The following is a 16562-nucleotide window of genomic DNA, read 5'->3' on the forward strand; positions in this document are numbered from 1 at the left end:
ACCGCAGTCAGCTCGGTTTTTTATTGGAAATCGTCGCGGGCTTAATTGCTTATACATTCCAACCTAAAAAACCGAGCTTGAATTTACGGGATTGTGATATCGCTATTTTTAAACGAAGCTGAGGTTAACTAATATTTACTCCCGTCATCCTTACGATGTGATCCGCGCAGATGTTGTGATTGAACGTATGGAAAAGATGGCTAACCGTAGCTGTGGCTGCTATATGGATTATCTGCTCAAGCTTCCCCTGAAAGACCGCCCGACTTTTATCGGAGCAGCCAGCCGGCGCGGGATCATGCTCACATTGGCAGAAGAAGAAAGCTGTCACCGCGCTCGCAGAGAACTAGAGGCCGAACTGGCCGCCGATTACTGATATTCTGACGTACTGACACTTTTATATCCTCTGCCATGACACGCCCTTATCAATGCTAACGTATGCGTACATTAGCATTGATGCATAAACTGAACAAGGTAGGCCATGCGCTAAACATACAATAATTTCCGATCTCCAAGCTGACCCCTTATTGAATTGGTTGGTGAAATATTATTTTTGTTAATATAATATAGAACTCAATCGTATACATAGAATGATGTCTGTATTTTATGGTATTATAATTTCGTTATGAGGTAATTAAAAATTTTATTTTTAATAAATTTCAGATGAGATATCAATATATTTTGTTTTTATCAGAGATAACATCGTGGAAATAAGTTTGAGTTTGTTAGGGAAAAATGGAAGTTCATCAAGTAGATATATGGTTTCGGTTGATAAATCTTTGGGCCTTAAATGTGATTATATCGTTGAATTCAGAACAAGCCCTGAAATTATCGATTATTTATCTGATTACTACTCTGACCCGCAAGAATTAAATAATTTGTATATGGTTGATTTTTTCGATTTAGCCGCATTGACTGATACAAGCAGTAAAGGTCAATTCCATCACTATACAGACATGAAATATACACCGGACGAGTTGGAAACATTTTTTATCGATGGCATTGCTGCTGTTATTATTGACTTTGTGGAAATGACAGGTGCAAAAATTATATTCAGCGCGCCAGTCGATGAAGTGTTGGCAAGATATTACAACAGGTTGTTGAGAAAGTACGCACATACTGTAAACTATGTTTATCGAGAAGATATCAAAGATGAGGTTGGTTTCTATGTCATTGAAACAGTTTGAACGAATCAGGATAGGAATAAATTTTGATAAATCAGATGCTTATGAAAGAAATTTGAGGATACATGAGCAATGGGAAGCTGAACTGAAACAAGAAATAAAAGCTACCGGCTCTTTAGGAATGCCAGTGCGAGTTGTTCAACGGAGATTAAGCACAAGGGAATGATAGGCATGGCATTTTGTCACTTGTGTAACATCTCTTCTGGCAGCACTAAACTACACAATAAACCCTGGCATAAAGCCGGGTTTGTTGTGGTAGCTAAATTAATTAAAAAAATTAATATTTCCAATTTGTCTGGTGAACTTACGGAAAAAGACGTCAAAAAAGCCTTATAGAGAATTAGCCTTAAAATATCATCCTGACCGTAATCCAATTGGTTTGGAGTGGGAATATTAAGTAATTCTTATTAATTTTTGATGGAAAATATTGATAAAATAAATGAATATCAATCATATGATCCAAAATATCATTATATTTATTGCTCATATAGCAAGGAACTAGAGGAGGTTTTAAATAGTCTTAATGGTTTGTCGGACATTAAGATAGGCGGACGGAATGACGGACAAATGAGGCAAAATGGCACTGATTGGCTATGCGCGGGTATCGACGGCGGAACAGGACACCGCCTTGCAGACGGATGCGTTGCGCAAGGCGGGTTGCGAGAGAATTTTTAAAGACACGGTTTCCGGGGCCAGGACCGACCGCCCAGGACTGACTGCCGCGCTGGCCTGGCTACGCGACGGGGATGTGCTGGTCGTCTGGCGGCTGGACAGACTCGGTCGCTCGATGGCACACCTGATTGAGACAATCAGTGCGCTGGAGTCGGGAGGTGTCGGCTTCCGGTCGTTGACCGAGAGTATCGACACCACCACGCCAGGCGGGCTACTCATTTTCCATGTGTTTGGTGCGCTGAGCCAGTTTGAGCGTGACCTGATCCGCGAGCGCACCCGGGCCGGGTTGACCGCTGCTGCTGCTCGCGGGCGAAAGGGCGGGCGCAAGCCTGTTGTCACTGCCGACAAGTTGCAGCGGGCGCGTGAGTATATTGCCACAGGTTTGAACGTCCGCGAGGCCGCTACACGGCTCAGAATCAGTAAGACAGCCCTGTATGCTGCATTGCAAAACGGGAGTGAACAATGATGAGTCGCAAGCAAAGCAGTGCCTTCGTCACGACCAGAAAGGGCTTCTGCTATCTCGCGGTCAAAGTTGGCAGAAGCAATTCTAACATCATGCGTATTCGGAACTATACGCTTACGCCGCAGGACAAGCGTGACATGCGGCGGTTGTATCCCGACTATCTCTTTGACTGGAAGAAGATCAGCCAGCAACTTACTGAAAAGAGAGAGGTATGCAGAGCGTATCGCTCCAGGCGGCAAACTCCGCGGAGTACGGAACGCGCGCATCAGTCCCTTTTGTCATGGTGTCTTATGACCCAGGGACGCGCACGGTTTACGCATCCGACACCTGCGATTCATTGCCATTGCTTGACGCCGTCCTGCACATAGCACGTTCACGAAAGAAATAGTTCCGACAAGCAGTGGGAAAAGGCTAAAAATGTGTCCGGAAGTTCTTGACCGCTACAATTGAGGCAGCAACGCTGCCGTGCTCGCCCCGCAGGGGCGCTACGTTCATTTATTCAACAAAGCCCACCACCGACTGTTTGCAACAGTGCCCAAAATTTTATATTCGCACTTGCTGGATGTGGTGAGTATGTCTATATACTTAAGTATGGTAGCTATCAGCTTAACTGACGGAGTTTCACTAATATGCCTAAATATATTGAATCTTGGCCTGTTAAAATGGAAGAGCGCAAGCCAAGATTTCGGCCATCCTTAGATTTTATTAATGAAGATGCTGATATCAACAGGGTTATAGTCAGAGAGAGTAGAGACTCCCCGTTATCCGGTGTAAGGCAGAATGAGGTGGATCTGAGTTCTGTTGTTAATGGCGTTGAGCTGGATGAGTTACAAAGAGAGCTCCTGACTCATAATAAAATGCTCGAGGCGAAAATATCTCTAAGTATCATGGATCATCCGGGTAAAATTGGTGATGTCCTTGATCGTTATTCGGGTAAACTTTCTCAGGTATTTTCAGTTTTGAGAGACAGCCAGGAGATCCGTGACCAGCCGGTGACATTCAACAATCAACAAATGTCCCTGGGCGATGTGTTCGACAGAACTACATTCAGACCTCTTCATCCCTCTTCCGATCAGATAGGAAGGATGTCCGGAGGTAATCCGAGTGAAAATGATGTCAAAAACTGGTTAATAAAGTCGCTGAAACCGGATCCGAAAAACAGTGAGGACAAGCGCTGGAAATTATTTTTAACTAAGGTAAAGGGATTAAGTTCTTTCGGTACCACTGTATGGCAATTATTTACTAAACAAACTCCTAAGGCCAGAGCAGACAACCGGCAGGCCATCCTAAACCTGATTTCTAAAGCGGGTTTGGGAGGAACAGGAAGCGTCACAACAATGGAACAGGTACTCGATAACCGTTTTCAGGAATTCAGGGATAAAACACGTTCAATACTGTTTGACGATCCAATTAGCCGAGCCAGAAGCGAAAGGATGCCCTTAGGTAATGATGGTAATCCCATCCGCGGAAAATACTCAGATGCGAGCGACCTTGGCATGGGGTTTGGCCAGGTGGTACAGGAAGCAGAGAGCAGTAAAGTCACATTTTGGTTGTGGGATGTACTGGATGAGGGAGGAATAAACCAACAAATTAACGCTATCCCAAGGCAGGGGGCACCGATTGAAGATTTAAACCGGCCATTTATGCTTTCCCGAAATGAATTTGATGCGATACCGAAAAAATATCCAAAATCTACTCTTAAGGCGGCGATAGAAGATCACTATTTTAACCACGGAGTAGGCATTAACCGGTGGCAGCCTTATGGTATCTACGGCATGGATGCAAACCGCAATGGCTATCCTTCCGCGGGAGCGCAGTCAGGAGGTACCACCGACGTCATGCTGGGGCTAGCTATGCTCAATCTGAATGAGAGCTCGTCCATTTATGGAGAGTGGAATCGGGAAGCTTCCCGGCATGAGAACAAGAAAAAAGATGATGTGTTATGTATGACAACGGCAGTGGCGGCATTTATGAATTATGGTGGCTATCATACCTTTTCGGAAGTGCTGCCTATAGGGCAGTCTATTGCGGAAAATACAAAATTCGTTCCTACCGATGTGTCCAGAAGTTTTAAATATGGCAATCTTTATAAGGATATAATGGAGCTATATAAAACGTATGGAGACAAGGGCGAATATAAAAATCTAGAAAAATTTGAAGCGCGGCATCGTATGCCGACCCTGCCACTCCGATATAAAAATAGAAATAATATATCTCCTGATATATACCAGCCAGTCTATACTGAACATTATGGCTCGTGGAATGATCGTGGCTAATAATATTTTTTATAGGACGGAAGGTGACGTGTTTTCATAAGTCCATCCAGATAATATGATAACCTCGGGAAATAATAGTGCGTCTGGTAAACACCAGAGTCGCTGTCAGCGCTCTCTGTGATTGTTTATATTTTATTTCAACCAATCAATGTGGAGTTATATATGGGGTCGATTAACTGTGGTGATGTTCCTGGTCTCTCTCCGTTTGGAGCACGTAGAACGGTTCGTCGCATTGTTGCTGAGTCTGAGGTAAGTTCATGGATTCAAAAATCTATCTCTTTTGAGTTGATTGAAAATATTGGTGTCGTATCATCAGCCGGAGCCGGTCGATGCATCAGAATCAGTACCGCCGGACCAGTGATCAATACGGCCAGCTATCGTGGTGAAAAGGCCATTCCAGCGGACCCTCTTGCCAGGAAGCTGGCAGATCAACTTGCATGGTATAAGGAAGAAAAGCATAAGGCTTCCATAGTAGACAACCAGATGGTTTTTGATGATGCCCATCTGACAATTGAAGTAACGACCCCACAGGGGGGGAGACTGCTATTAATGGCGGGAACGACTGGTGCCTAATTGATTTATCACCAATAACAAAAAACAACGAAACCGATGTCAGTACATCTACGACGCTTGGAGCCAGTATTGGTATGTTTGGCAATGTTCCAACCGTGGGAATGGACTTCTCAACGACGACTTCCCATCAGTGGGCTCTACCTGACTACGGATTGTTCGCGATGGGAGGATTGAGTGGCAGCCGTGAGCCACGAGCGGTATGGCATGTTAAACGTTCCGATAACAAGTCAGATCCTAATATTGCCAGATCGTCTTTCGAGCCGCATTTTGAGGCGATTTTTGGTCTCCGTCACGGTGTGATGCCGAAAAGATATTCATCGATTTCGGTTATGCTGGATGTATCATTTCTTCAACATGTTGATCGTACCCCTATAGAAGATAAAATAAAGTCACTTCCTTTTGGTGGATTTTTCTATTTTCTTGAGCAATCATCGATAGAAAATGTCATACTTACGCATGTTGAAAAAGCTGTTATTCCTCCTCCAAAATTTACCAGACACTCTTTTATGATGACGTTTATAGTTGACTGGAAGCTTGGCACAGTCAGCGCGTGCGTACCCGATAGCCATATAGAAATCCTCAACCGTGGGATTACACCATTATGTAAGATTATCAATGTTGATGATCCGGATCGAAATAATAGTAACTGGTTTTTATCTTCGGATGAGGCCCAGGAATTACTGGCTCCTGCTATACAACCTGAAAGCGCTTTTACCGATCTCAGGCTGGAGTTTACTGAGGGCTCCGCAATTGGTGTTGCAAACCCTAGTAATCCATTTTACAGGAAAATGAATGAGCAGGAAAATTATGACATCCTGTTCCCAATTAGAGTATTGGCTGGGTATTCGGAAACGTTCTCTGTTTATCAGGGGTATCCAATTGCAAAAATCATAGAAGATGTGCAGTGGTTTCCGTTTAAACGTGCTGCCAGAATTAGTGTTATGGAAAGCACACAATCTGATGGCCATGGCTTAATTTGGTCAGCGCCGCACGGTTATAACAGGGACAGTGTCTGGATAAAAGGGGATGTATCCACAGGTGATAAACCGTTCCCGCATATACAACCTTACCATTATAGCTCTCAGGATCAAATTGGGCTTCCCGAGGTGCCGGACAGCTATTATCGATATAAGACTAATGAGAATGGTGTCCGTGAATGTATCTCTTTTAGAGATCGTATCTATCTTATTGACAATTCTGGTATTACAGAGTTTAACTCTTGCTTTAGCTTCCTCACAAGCGCGGTTTTCACTAAGGAACTCTCTTTGGGTATCTCTAAGGGGTGTTTTGTTATGTCAGCTGATAGCTTCAGAACGTCGCTCACAGAGAAGGATCTGAAAAATTACAAAACGAACGATGACCATAGCCTGGTCAGAGAAATAAACGATTTTATCTATGGCTGTTCGAGTACATGGATGCTGAGAATACATGATGCCATTTTAATATTTGCCGACGACATGGTCGCAAGAATATCTATTCCTGTTAAAAATAAAAAGCAGGATATTGATTATATGTCGTGGCAGGAGCTGATCGGTTTATTTATTGATGAAAATAGTAATCTTAAAAGTTCTCCTGTTATTATATCCAGTTTCAATATGCTCGCCAAAGTCCTGTCCCGGACTGGGGTGATAAAGCCAATAGCAGGATGGGTGGAGCCTGGTCTTCAAGGTTACTGGATAAAGGACACCAGAGAGATGTTATTGCAGAGAGAATTTTGATTAACCGTTAATCGACGAGTTTGCTTATTGGATGAGCAACCGAGAGCATAAAAAAGTGTGGGGCATTTATGTGGCAAAGCAGCTAAAGAAGCCACTTTAACGTATAAGTATTCATGGGCCGATAATGGGTAATAGCCCGGTTGAGTTGCCCATTTTACCGCTAAATAATTCAAGTGCCCCACAGATTTTTATGCTCTATATGAACGCATCCCGTTTGCAAGACAAAAATTACTCTGACATCGACGGTAGGTTGCAGCTCTATATCCGGCCTTATTACAGCCAGAGCTGCGGGCCTCGATGTAATCCGCTGACTGGCTCCTCACTCTCCTAACGAGCTTTACGCTCAGAGCATAAATCAGGTTTAGCAAGTCACGGTCTTACCTGTCTTTGTCATCATTATCATTGCCTTAGCAATCTTTCTACATTCATCCTTGTAGTTAAAAGTGAAAGTTGATCAGTGAAACACCTCAGTAAGGTCTGACACTGACGTAATCTTTTTGATATTCCTGCTGATGGGCGACCCATGCCCAAACGGTACGAGCCAGCTTATTGGCCATCCCCACTATCACTACACAGACCGGACGGCGTTTTTTCAGCTCCGTCACCCACGGCAGCGGTGTTTTTGTCAGTAAGGTGGCCACTCTTGCACCGTGAATAAACAGGGTTCTCAGATAGGTATCTCCCCGTTTACTGATGCCCAGTAATTTGACCCGGCCTCCCGTTCCCGTTTGTTTCGGCACCAGGCCCAAATAGGCCGAAAATTCCCTGCCCGACCGAAACGCTCTGGGATCGCCCATCGTTGCGATGGCGGCTGTCGCAATTAAGACACCGACGCCGGGAATTTTCATAATTCGCTGACAATCAGCATTCTGCTTTGCCCACGTCGTCAGTTGTTTTTCCACCTGTTCAATTTGTTCATCGATTTCGTTCAAACGGTGGTATTGCTTTTCAAGCAGATTGAGTAGGAATGGTGCCAGTTTTTCCTTTAGTCGCTCAAGGACTTCAGGCATGGCTTTATCCAGCGAGGTTCTGCCCTTATGGGGTCGTTTGGCGAAAGGGAAATTAAAGTACGCTAAGCAAAAAGTGTCAGGTTAAACTATACCCTATCCTGATGTCAGGTGCCTTATGGAAAGCGTGTCAGAATAGAATCTATTTTTGAATTTATTGACACTAATCATTAAAGGTCATAAAGTCTTTCCTGACATTACACAGGGGATTTTATGACCGGACAACGTATTGGATACATTCGCGTCAGCACTTTCGAGCAGAATCCGGAACGGCAACTGGATGGCGTCAAATTTGATCGAATTTTCACCGACAACGCTTCAGGCAAAGATATCAAACGTCCGCAACTGGAAGCGCTGATGAATTTTGCCCGCAGTGGCGATGCAGTGGTAGTACATAGCATGGATCGTCTGGCGCGAAACCTCGACGATTTGCGCCGTATAGGGGTTCCGTGGTCATTTCTGCAATAACACCCGCTAAGCGATTTTCACCCTGACGGAAATCACCTGTTTTTCGTTCAGGGACTAACGAGATGAATATTTTCGTCCAAATCCGGCGTTTTTGTATGCAACAAACACCGTCGGATAGTCGAATGGTACGACAAGCTGACTTCTGACGTTTTCCGTACATTTCAGATTCAGTATAACCTCGAATGTTTGGGAACGGTTGGGCTAACTCCTTGAATTTCTGCGAGCCAGCTTTTGTTACCGTGTATTGTTGTAGAAATTCCCACGGTGCCCCTACAGGCCCGTGGCGTGAAGCTGGCTCTCGGTGCCAGCCTCTATGATCCGGCTGACCCGATGGGCAAAATGTTCTTCAATGTGCTGGCGACCTTCGCAGAGTTTGAGGGGGATCTAATTCGTATGCGCACCCGCGAGGGAATGGCGATTGCGCGGGCGAAAGGAAAACTGCGGGGGAAGCAGCCAAAACTGTCTGATAAACAACAAAAAGAGCTGTGCCGGATGCATGAAACCGGTCAGTACTCAATCAGTGATCTCGCTGAGTTATTTTCAGTATCACGGCCAACAGTTTATCGGACTCTTTCCCGAGTAAAAAAGATTATTCAGCTTACAACCCTTGTGTAGAAAAAAATTAAAAGGCGGTTTACTTCATGAGTGTGACTATATTTAGAAAAATGAGAGGTCGAACTGTTCCTATTACTATTGATGAAGAGTATGCTTCTGAATATTTGGCAAAAGAATATAAAAAAACACCGAGACATCAGGTCAGCAGGAGTAAATTCGATACAACTATTTCTTTTACTGTACCTAATGCAATTTGCCAGAGTTGTGGCAAGAATGTTTTTTATTATGAAAATTCATATGGCTCACGCGTTCTATTTGACTCTCTGGGGCCTCCCTGGCCTATTCACCCGTGTTATAGCATGGAGACAATAACAAAAAATAAAGACAGTCATACTATTCCCTCAGATTGGGAACCTGTTTTTGTTGATAGGGGGGTTATCACATCTAATGGAGGGCTACGTGTTCAGGGGGAATTAGGTGGTGAAAATATAAGATTTTTATTTGAATCATTTGTTTTTTCAAAAATGAAAATCAATGTTAGTGATGTTTCCGGCCTGATTGTATTTGCTTCAAGAGCTAAAAGGAAAGTGCAAACACATAACGGGAAGAAAATTTTCATGAGTCGCTATGAAGTAGTCCCTGACACTGGAGTTAATGAAACTAAGGTACCAGAAAATAAAAATAGTTATGCAATAATTCAAGAAGCAAAGGGGGATGATTTCTCTATTCAGGTGGTTGAAAATGGAATTCCCGTTGTTAAATATGTTTTACCTCATGAGTCATATGAAAAATACTTCATAAAGAACAGTAAGTTAATCGTAAAAACCATCTTCGATAAAGAAATTAGAATCGATAAGGTTCGTTCTGATTCACACGGGATGTTTATTACACTGAATGAAATATCAAAGGATATACAATTTGCAAATAGTGAAAATAATAGTCAATGTAAAATTAACGAAAAGTCGTCTCATTTAGTAGGTATTTTGATAATAAAAAGCATTGAGATTGTTGTTGGTGATAATGAAAGAATGACTGCCATTGTTAATGGCAGTTTAAACAAAAAATTTAGAGTTACATACATTTTATCTGATGATTCCCAGGTTAATGAGATTTTTGAAGTATTTAGTGAAAGTTCATTTCCTGGCTTGATAAAAAAATGTTTCGTAAGAGACACTGAAGATAATATAACCTTAGAGGTGCCTGTTAGTGATGATAACAAATCACTTGCAGTATTTAATGTGCGGTATGTAAAAAAAAGTGTTGTTGATAAAATGATCCGATTAAAGTCAGAGGTTGATTTTTCAGAAAGAAATAAAACACTTGTCATCCATAGAAAGAAGAGAGAGGTCTCTCTAGAGGAACATATTGATAAGCTGGTAAAAACGATAAATTCATCTATGGCGGATGCTTTCTTTAATGCTAAGAAAAAATAGTATAACTGTACCCCCTGAAATTAAATATTATATTTGTATTTTCATGATTTATATTCTCGATTTGGATTTTTGATATTTTCATGTATTTTTAACACCTCAGCCCTTCAAATCCCTAAGTCAATTTAAGTTTTAGTCTGATTCAACGCCAAAATTTTGGCGGCTTCCCGCTTACAACCCCGATAGGTGACGGTTTTTGGCGTGTCGTGGCGCTGATCGGTAAACGTCTGGTCATAGTCAAACCCCGTCAGTTCCGCGGCGCTCAGCCAGGAATACCGGGGTTTGGGGAGCAACGGAACAGTAAACGCTGTTAAGCGGTCATTTTAAATAACCAAAAATAAACCAGCCAATTTACATCGCCGATTGCCATTTTTAGCTACCTCCTTTACGATAGCCAAATTAACTATACTCATCTTGGACGTATATTCATAATAGGTAATGTAAAACTCATAATTATTTGATTTTATGAATATTAGCCATTCTATTTAACCACTTATCAGTACTTATGGTTCCGTTGCTCCTCAAACCCCTTGAACCGCTGTGCGTTGGTCTTTATCATCAAGCGCGGCAGCGGATGGGAAAAGTACTGTGGCTGCTACGCAGCCACGCTCACGCCGTAGGCGTGCTACTGTTTTCGGAATTTATCAAAGTATCTCATACTCACATCTGTCAAGGTGGTTTTTAGATCCTCATTTAAGGGGTCCGCTTGGAAAACGGAAAATATCCCACGCTAAGACTGTTTTTTATACAAATCGATATCAACAGGGCGTAATGGCCGGTATTTTCCTACCCCCAGTTTGACATTATTACGCCAGACATAATCTCCACTCAGATTGATATGCTCCCATCCTAGAGGCGAAAGATGTGATACCAGGTGCTCATTAATCGAAATTCCTTTTCGCTTCAGAGAATCAATCGCTCTTTCTATATATACCGTATTCCACAGTGCGATCGCTGATGTCAGTAACGTCAGCCCGCTGGCGCGATAACTTTGATTCTCCAGCCCACGATCCCTGATTTCACCTAGTCTGTGCATAAAAACGGCACGGGAAAGCGCATTACGGGCTTCGCCTTTATTCAAACCCGCCTGTACGCGTCGGCGCAGACTGGGGTCGCGAAACCAATCCAGCATAAACAATGTTCGCTCAATGCGACCAATCTCTCTCAGCGCTTTGGCCAGTCCGTTTTGCTTCGGATAGCTGGCTAACTTTTTCATCATCAGGGATGCTGTGACTGTCCCCTGTTTAATCGAGCTTGCCAGACGCAAGACTTCATTCCAGTGTGATTCTATATCTTTGATGTTCAGTCTGGTTGTGGATATCAGTGACTGAAGCCCTGGATATTGTTCTGTTTTTCCGGGAATAAACAGCCTCTTGTCATGGAGATCTCGGATCCTTGGTGCAAAAGCAAATCCCAGCAAATGCATCAGCGCAAAAACATGTTCAGTGAAACCTGCCGTGTCAGTGTAATGTTCTCTAATTTCCAGGTCGCTTTCGTGATACAGCAGGCCATCAAGCACGTGAGTTGAGTCTCGTACTCGGCTGATTACTTTGGTGTAGAACGGACTGTATTGGTCTGATATATGGGTATAAATTTGCACTCCCGGCTCCTGACCATATTTAAGATTGACCTGCCCCGCATAACGTCCATGGCTGCCGACCCGAAAGTTCTGCCCGTCTGACGACGATGTTGTCCCATCGCCCCAGAAAGCGGCCAGAGGTCGCGTTTTCTGAATATTGACCAGCTCGGCCAGTGCAGATGAATAAGTTTCATCCCTGATGTACCATGCCTGGATACCTTCGAGTGATGATTTTGTTGCTCCAGGGCAGGACTCGGCCATTTTTGTCAGCCCCAGATTGATCCCATCAGCCAGAATGGTGGTCAGCAATAGCTTTTTATCTTTTGGTCTGACGTTATTATTTTTGAGATGCGTAAAGTGATGAGTAAAACCGGCCCAACTGTCTACTTCTTCCAGTATCTCTGTAATTTTCGGATGAGGAAGCATCCCGTAAACTAGATCGGCAAAAGGTGAGGCCTCGGAAGGAACACTGTTCTCTAATGGCGTGATTTTCACACCTTTATCGGATATTTCAACATCGGGCAACTCACCGGACAGTGCCATTGCATTCACTTCCTCTAAACGCGATGCCAGAAGAGTGAGCCGAGCCTGAAGGTATGATTGGCAGTCGGTCTGAACGGCCAATTGTAACTGATTATCGTGTCGGAATTTTTCAAACTCAGTTGCCGGAATGAGATAATCATCAAAATTTCTGTAGCGGCGAGATCCCTTTACCCAGATATCACCGGACCGCAATGCGCCTTTGAGCTCATTAAGGACGCAAAACTCATAGTATTTTCGGTCAATGCCCGATGGCGTCAGTACCAGTTTACGCCAGCTTTCAGGAATAAATCCAGTTGGTGCTGCTGCCGGAACTTTGCGAAGCTGTTTACGGTACATTTCCCTTATGGTATCCAAGGCATCACTGAGAGCCTGTGCAGCAGGCGCCGCTATGAACTGTAATGCCGACAGCATACGCGGTGCATATTTTCGCAGCGTACTGTATTTTTCAGTGATCAGGTGAAGCGGGTCGAAATTATCCTTACGGGACAGAAACCGCGTTTCTTCCAGGCTATTAATGAATTCCTGCCAGGGAAGGACATCTTCTATCGCCGCCCAGGGGTCTTCACCGGACTCTCTGGCCTGAAGCAGTGCCTGACCGACAGTAACATATTGCTTCAGCTTGTTTTGAATGAGTTTTCCAGTCAGCTGAAGCTTTTCGGCCTGAGTGCGTTTTGCCCGGCTGAACAGACTGCCAATAATGCGTTCGTGCAGCTCAATAATCTCGTCAGTCAATGTAGCCCGAGCTTCCTGAATAACACAAACCAGCGTGGCGTAACGTCTAGTATCGGCAAATTTTGTCAGGTCTCTGCTGCTCATTTTCCGGCCCTCACGTGCCAGTTTAAGCAGCCGGTTTTGGTGAACGGAAAGTGTAATACCTTCAGGTAATCCCAGCGCTGAGATAGCATTAAGCCGGTCTATATGTTGCAGGACGTTTTTACCGTTGATTTTACCCGGCGGCTGAAGCAGCCAGGCCAGACGGGAAGGTTGTTCCCCCTCAGATATAAGCAGGCTGTCCAATGCTAATTTATGTTTTTCTTCAAGCGATGCAGTGAGTGTGGAAAATACAGATCTGTCAGCGAGTGTGACAACTTCAGCAAGCGTTCGTTCTATCACCTCAACAGAGGGAAAAATAACATTATTGCTATGCAACCAGCTGAGCATTTCTTCGGCAAGCATAAATCCTTTATCTGTACGCATGGCATAGGAATGCAGATGTCGGATGCAATCTTTTTGTCGTGTTTGATTGAACGGAGATAATTTTAGGTAGCGATAAAGCTCGGTTAAGTGTTCCCAGCGGGTTTGTTCTCTCGATGCATATTCATGCCATAAATCAGACGAAACTTTAAGTTGGGAAGCTATTCTGGATACAACACCATTGTGAGGAGCATTGTTTTTGTCCGGCAGAAACCCGGGGCCACGTAGATAACAAAGTAATACAGCAAAGCCCAGGCGGTTTGCTGGCCGGCGGTGTTTATTAATGAGTGCAATATCATTTGCATTCAAAAAACACATTCTGGTCAGAATAATCTCATCATCCGGAATAACCAGTAAGCGATCCTGTTCTTCATTACTCAGTATCTGTCTCCGTGGCATAATGTTTAGCTCCCATATAGTTCCATGCGTTGTAGATTTACAGTGACCAAAATCGACCGGTTTCGTACACTGTCTAACAAACATGTACGAAAGTGAGTAAAATTAATTTCGGACATGCATTATAATGTGTACACTTATTTCGTACAGAAAATTTCATTATGTCACGAATTTTTGCCTATTGTCGGGTCTCTACTCTGGAGCAGACCACCGAAAATCAACGTCGGGAAATCGAAACCGCGGGTTTTAGCGTCAGATTCCAGCGAATAATCGAAGAACAAATCAGTGGCTCGGTAGCGGCCTGTGAACGTCTAGGTTTTAACCGGTTGCTTGACCGTCTGGAAAATGGTGATGTATTGATTGTCACAAAATTGGATCGTCTCGGTCGTAATGCGATGGATATCAGGAAAACAGTGGAGCAACTGGCCGAATTAGGCATTCGGGTGCATTGTTTGGCATTGGGTGGCGTTGATTTGACCAGTCCAGCAGGAAAAATGACGATGCAGGTGATTTCAGCGGTCGCTGAATTTGAACGTGATCTTTTACTCGAGCGCACTTATTCGGGGATAGCGAGAGCGAAGGATGCAGGAAAACGCTTTGGACGCCCACCGGTATTAAATGAAGAACAAAAACAGAGGGTACTCGAACGAATTCAGTCTGGTGTAAGCATAAGTGCAATTGCCAGGGAATTCAGAACCACACGGCAAACAATTCTGAGAGTTAAAGCAAAACAGCAAATACCTACTGTTTAAAAAATGGTCTTAACGTGGGATATTTTCCGTTTTCCAAGCGGACCCCTATTAGAGCCACAAATACACCTCTTAAGTTTAAATTTTATAGTTAAGAGACTTTATTATACCTCTTATTTTACTAAAATCTGATAAATCCACCGCTGATGATTCACGATATTTAAGGAAAAACAGAGACTGAGGGACGAGAATGATGTGGTTTTATCGGGATTTGACCACCCGGGACATCTCAATATGTTTCAAACAGTTCATGAATCTGGTTTATTCGTGTTGACCTCCTTAAGGATTTACTATCATACTTACCTATACATCAAATTTTAAAATGTGAGGTAATATGGCAAAACATCCTGTAGAACAATCACCTAAACTTAATTTTTCAAATTTAGATTTTGTTAAATTCGGGGAATACCTCAGTGAATATAGTATTGTTGATAAACAAGGAAGATACCTTCATTGGAGTCAGCTTAAGTGGCGAGTTCCTAGTAAAGAAGCTGAACACATCTGGTATGCGGTAAAGTTCTGTAGAGATCAGGTAAAAAAAAGTACGGGCTTATTTGATAAAAGCGGGAATGAGTTTAGTTTTTGTATACATGATGCACTAGAACCAAAGTTGCACAAAATTGTACAACTTGGTGCCGGTAAAGTAGCTGCAATTGCAGGATCTCAAGCATCAGGTAATATTCAACAGAATTACTTAGTATCATCTTTACTGATGGAAGAAGCCATCACCAGCGCTCAATTGGAAGGTGCAGCAACTACCCGAGCTGACGCAAAAAAAATGCTAGAGGAAGAATTAGCGCCCAGCACTCCTGATGAGAGAATGATTCTGAATAATTATATGTTATTAAAGCTAGCGGATAAAAGAAAACAAGAACTCCTTACAAGGGATCTGATGCTTGAATTTCACAGAATAGCGACTAATGGCGTATCTGAAAACGAAAATATACCGGGGGAATTTAGATGCAGTAATGATATCTACATTGGAAATGATGACAATCCATTATTTTACCCGCCAAACTATAAGGAGTTAGAAAATAGGTTAGAAGAATTATGTGCTTTTGCTAACGAAAATCATAATGGAGAGGATGGCAGGAAATTTATACCACCAGTAATAAAAGCGATTATTCTTCATTTTATGATGGGGTATGAACACGCATTTAGAGATGGGAATGGCAGAACTGCAAGGGCAATATTTTATTGGTATATGCTAAAGAATGGATATGATATTTTTGAATATATTTCAATAAGCAAGGTTATCAAGGAGCACGCTAAGGACTATGGTATGTCATATCTTTATGTTCAAAAGGATTATGGGGATTTAACTTATTTTATCGATTTTAATGTTAATGTTATTCTAAACGCATTTGATGAATTACAAGAGTATTTAAAAGTAAAAACAAAAGAATTTTATGAAATTGTCGATGTATTGGAAAATTCAAAGTATAAAAGTAAGCTAACCTTCATTCAAAAAGATTTAATTAAAAAAGGTGTAAAAGAACCCGGAAGATTGTTTAAAGTGAAATCGGTTCAAAATGTATATGATGTTAGTGAAAATACAGCCAGAAAATTACTTAGAGAGCTTGAGGCAATGAATATATTTCTTCCTATAAAAATAAGACGGACAACTTATTATATTGCCCCCGCAGATCTACGTAGTAGGCTAAATAAGATATCAAAATCGTAGGATGTTTTTTCTTACTCCTCACGGCGCGAGGAGTAAGGCTGGATTCCCATATAATGATAGCTTGATCGAGCAAC

The 16562-nt window shown here is 42.8% G+C and carries 13 protein-coding genes and 4 pseudogenes; 14 read left to right on the top strand and 3 right to left on the bottom strand.

Going from position 1 to position 16562, the window contains the following annotated elements; translation table 11 throughout:
* The 9 genes and pseudogenes from AACQ83_RS24660 to AACQ83_RS14520 all read left to right on the top strand — a co-directional run.
* Positions 1-122, top strand: a pseudogene (locus AACQ83_RS24660) (IS982 family transposase); the annotation flags it as partial.
* Positions 119-373 carry a hypothetical protein gene (locus tag AACQ83_RS14485; protein ID WP_112878176.1) on the top strand — a complete coding sequence of 85 codons (255 nt, stop codon included), beginning with the start codon at positions 119-121 and terminating at the stop codon, positions 371-373. The pseudogene AACQ83_RS24660 and the gene AACQ83_RS14485, both read left to right, overlap by 4 nt.
* Before the next feature lie 340 nt (positions 374-713).
* Positions 714-1184, top strand: a complete 471-nt coding sequence (locus tag AACQ83_RS14490) for a hypothetical protein (protein WP_146747901.1) — start codon at positions 714-716, stop codon at positions 1182-1184.
* On the top strand, positions 1165-1347 hold the full coding sequence (locus AACQ83_RS14495; protein WP_112878178.1) for a hypothetical protein: 183 nt from the start codon (positions 1165-1167) through the stop codon (positions 1345-1347). The genes AACQ83_RS14490 and AACQ83_RS14495 overlap by 20 nt, the downstream gene beginning before the upstream one ends.
* A gap of 5 nt (positions 1348-1352) precedes the next feature.
* The gene (locus tag AACQ83_RS14500; RefSeq protein ID WP_158537782.1) at positions 1353-1517 is read left to right on the top strand and encodes a hypothetical protein; all 165 of its coding nucleotides are present in this window, start codon (positions 1353-1355) and stop codon (positions 1515-1517) included.
* Positions 1518-1758: 241 nt separating this feature from the next.
* On the top strand, positions 1759-2319 hold the full coding sequence (locus AACQ83_RS14505) for a recombinase family protein (RefSeq protein WP_112878179.1): 561 nt from the start codon (positions 1759-1761) through the stop codon (positions 2317-2319).
* Positions 2320-2945: 626 nt separating this feature from the next.
* Positions 2946-4592 (top strand): hypothetical protein, encoded by a 1647-nt coding sequence (locus AACQ83_RS14510; protein WP_112878180.1) that lies wholly within the window; start codon positions 2946-2948, stop codon positions 4590-4592.
* A gap of 162 nt (positions 4593-4754) precedes the next feature.
* A complete protein-coding gene (locus AACQ83_RS14515) occupies positions 4755-5165 on the top strand; it encodes a hypothetical protein (RefSeq protein ID WP_112878181.1) in 411 nt (136 codons plus the stop codon).
* 74 nt (positions 5166-5239) lie between these two features.
* Entirely contained in the window at positions 5240-6883 is a 1644-nt protein-coding gene (locus AACQ83_RS14520) for a hypothetical protein (RefSeq protein WP_112878182.1), read from the top strand.
* 467 nt (positions 6884-7350) lie between these two features.
* Here the strand turns inward: AACQ83_RS14520 and AACQ83_RS14525 are convergent.
* Positions 7351-7938: pseudogene (locus AACQ83_RS14525) on the bottom strand (IS110 family transposase); the annotation flags it as partial.
* Between the two features lie 165 nt (positions 7939-8103).
* Here AACQ83_RS14525 and AACQ83_RS14530 point away from each other — a divergent pair.
* The 3 genes and pseudogenes from AACQ83_RS14530 to AACQ83_RS14540 all read left to right on the top strand — a co-directional run.
* Positions 8104-8331 (top strand): annotated as a pseudogene (locus AACQ83_RS14530) (recombinase family protein); the annotation flags it as partial.
* A gap of 297 nt (positions 8332-8628) precedes the next feature.
* Positions 8629-8973 (top strand): annotated as a pseudogene (locus AACQ83_RS14535) (recombinase family protein); the annotation flags it as partial.
* A 26-nt stretch (positions 8974-8999) separates the two neighbouring features.
* The gene (locus tag AACQ83_RS14540; protein ID WP_112878183.1) at positions 9000-10346 is read left to right on the top strand and encodes a hypothetical protein; all 1347 of its coding nucleotides are present in this window, start codon (positions 9000-9002) and stop codon (positions 10344-10346) included.
* A 122-nt stretch (positions 10347-10468) separates the two neighbouring features.
* Here AACQ83_RS14540 and AACQ83_RS14545 read toward each other — a convergent pair whose 3' ends face one another.
* A complete protein-coding gene (locus AACQ83_RS14545) occupies positions 10469-10636 on the bottom strand; it encodes a hypothetical protein (RefSeq protein ID WP_158537783.1) in 168 nt (55 codons plus the stop codon).
* A gap of 437 nt (positions 10637-11073) precedes the next feature.
* On the bottom strand, positions 11074-14058 hold the full coding sequence (locus AACQ83_RS14550) for a Tn3 family transposase (RefSeq protein WP_112878184.1): 2985 nt from the start codon (positions 14056-14058) through the stop codon (positions 11074-11076).
* Between the two features lie 158 nt (positions 14059-14216).
* Between AACQ83_RS14550 and AACQ83_RS14555 the strand changes: the two genes are divergently transcribed.
* Both AACQ83_RS14555 and AACQ83_RS14560 read left to right on the top strand, forming a co-directional pair.
* Positions 14217-14807 carry a recombinase family protein gene (locus AACQ83_RS14555; protein WP_112878185.1) on the top strand — a complete coding sequence of 197 codons (591 nt, stop codon included), beginning with the start codon at positions 14217-14219 and terminating at the stop codon, positions 14805-14807.
* Between the two features lie 331 nt (positions 14808-15138).
* Positions 15139-16488 carry a Fic family protein gene (locus AACQ83_RS14560; RefSeq protein WP_112878186.1) on the top strand — a complete coding sequence of 450 codons (1350 nt, stop codon included), beginning with the start codon at positions 15139-15141 and terminating at the stop codon, positions 16486-16488.
* Positions 16489-16562 lie beyond the last annotated feature (74 nt).

Origin of the sequence: Photorhabdus sp. S10-54 (genome assembly GCF_963878145.1) — a bacterium.
In the GTDB taxonomy this organism is placed as follows: Bacteria; Pseudomonadota; Gammaproteobacteria; order Enterobacterales; family Enterobacteriaceae; genus Photorhabdus; species Photorhabdus kayaii.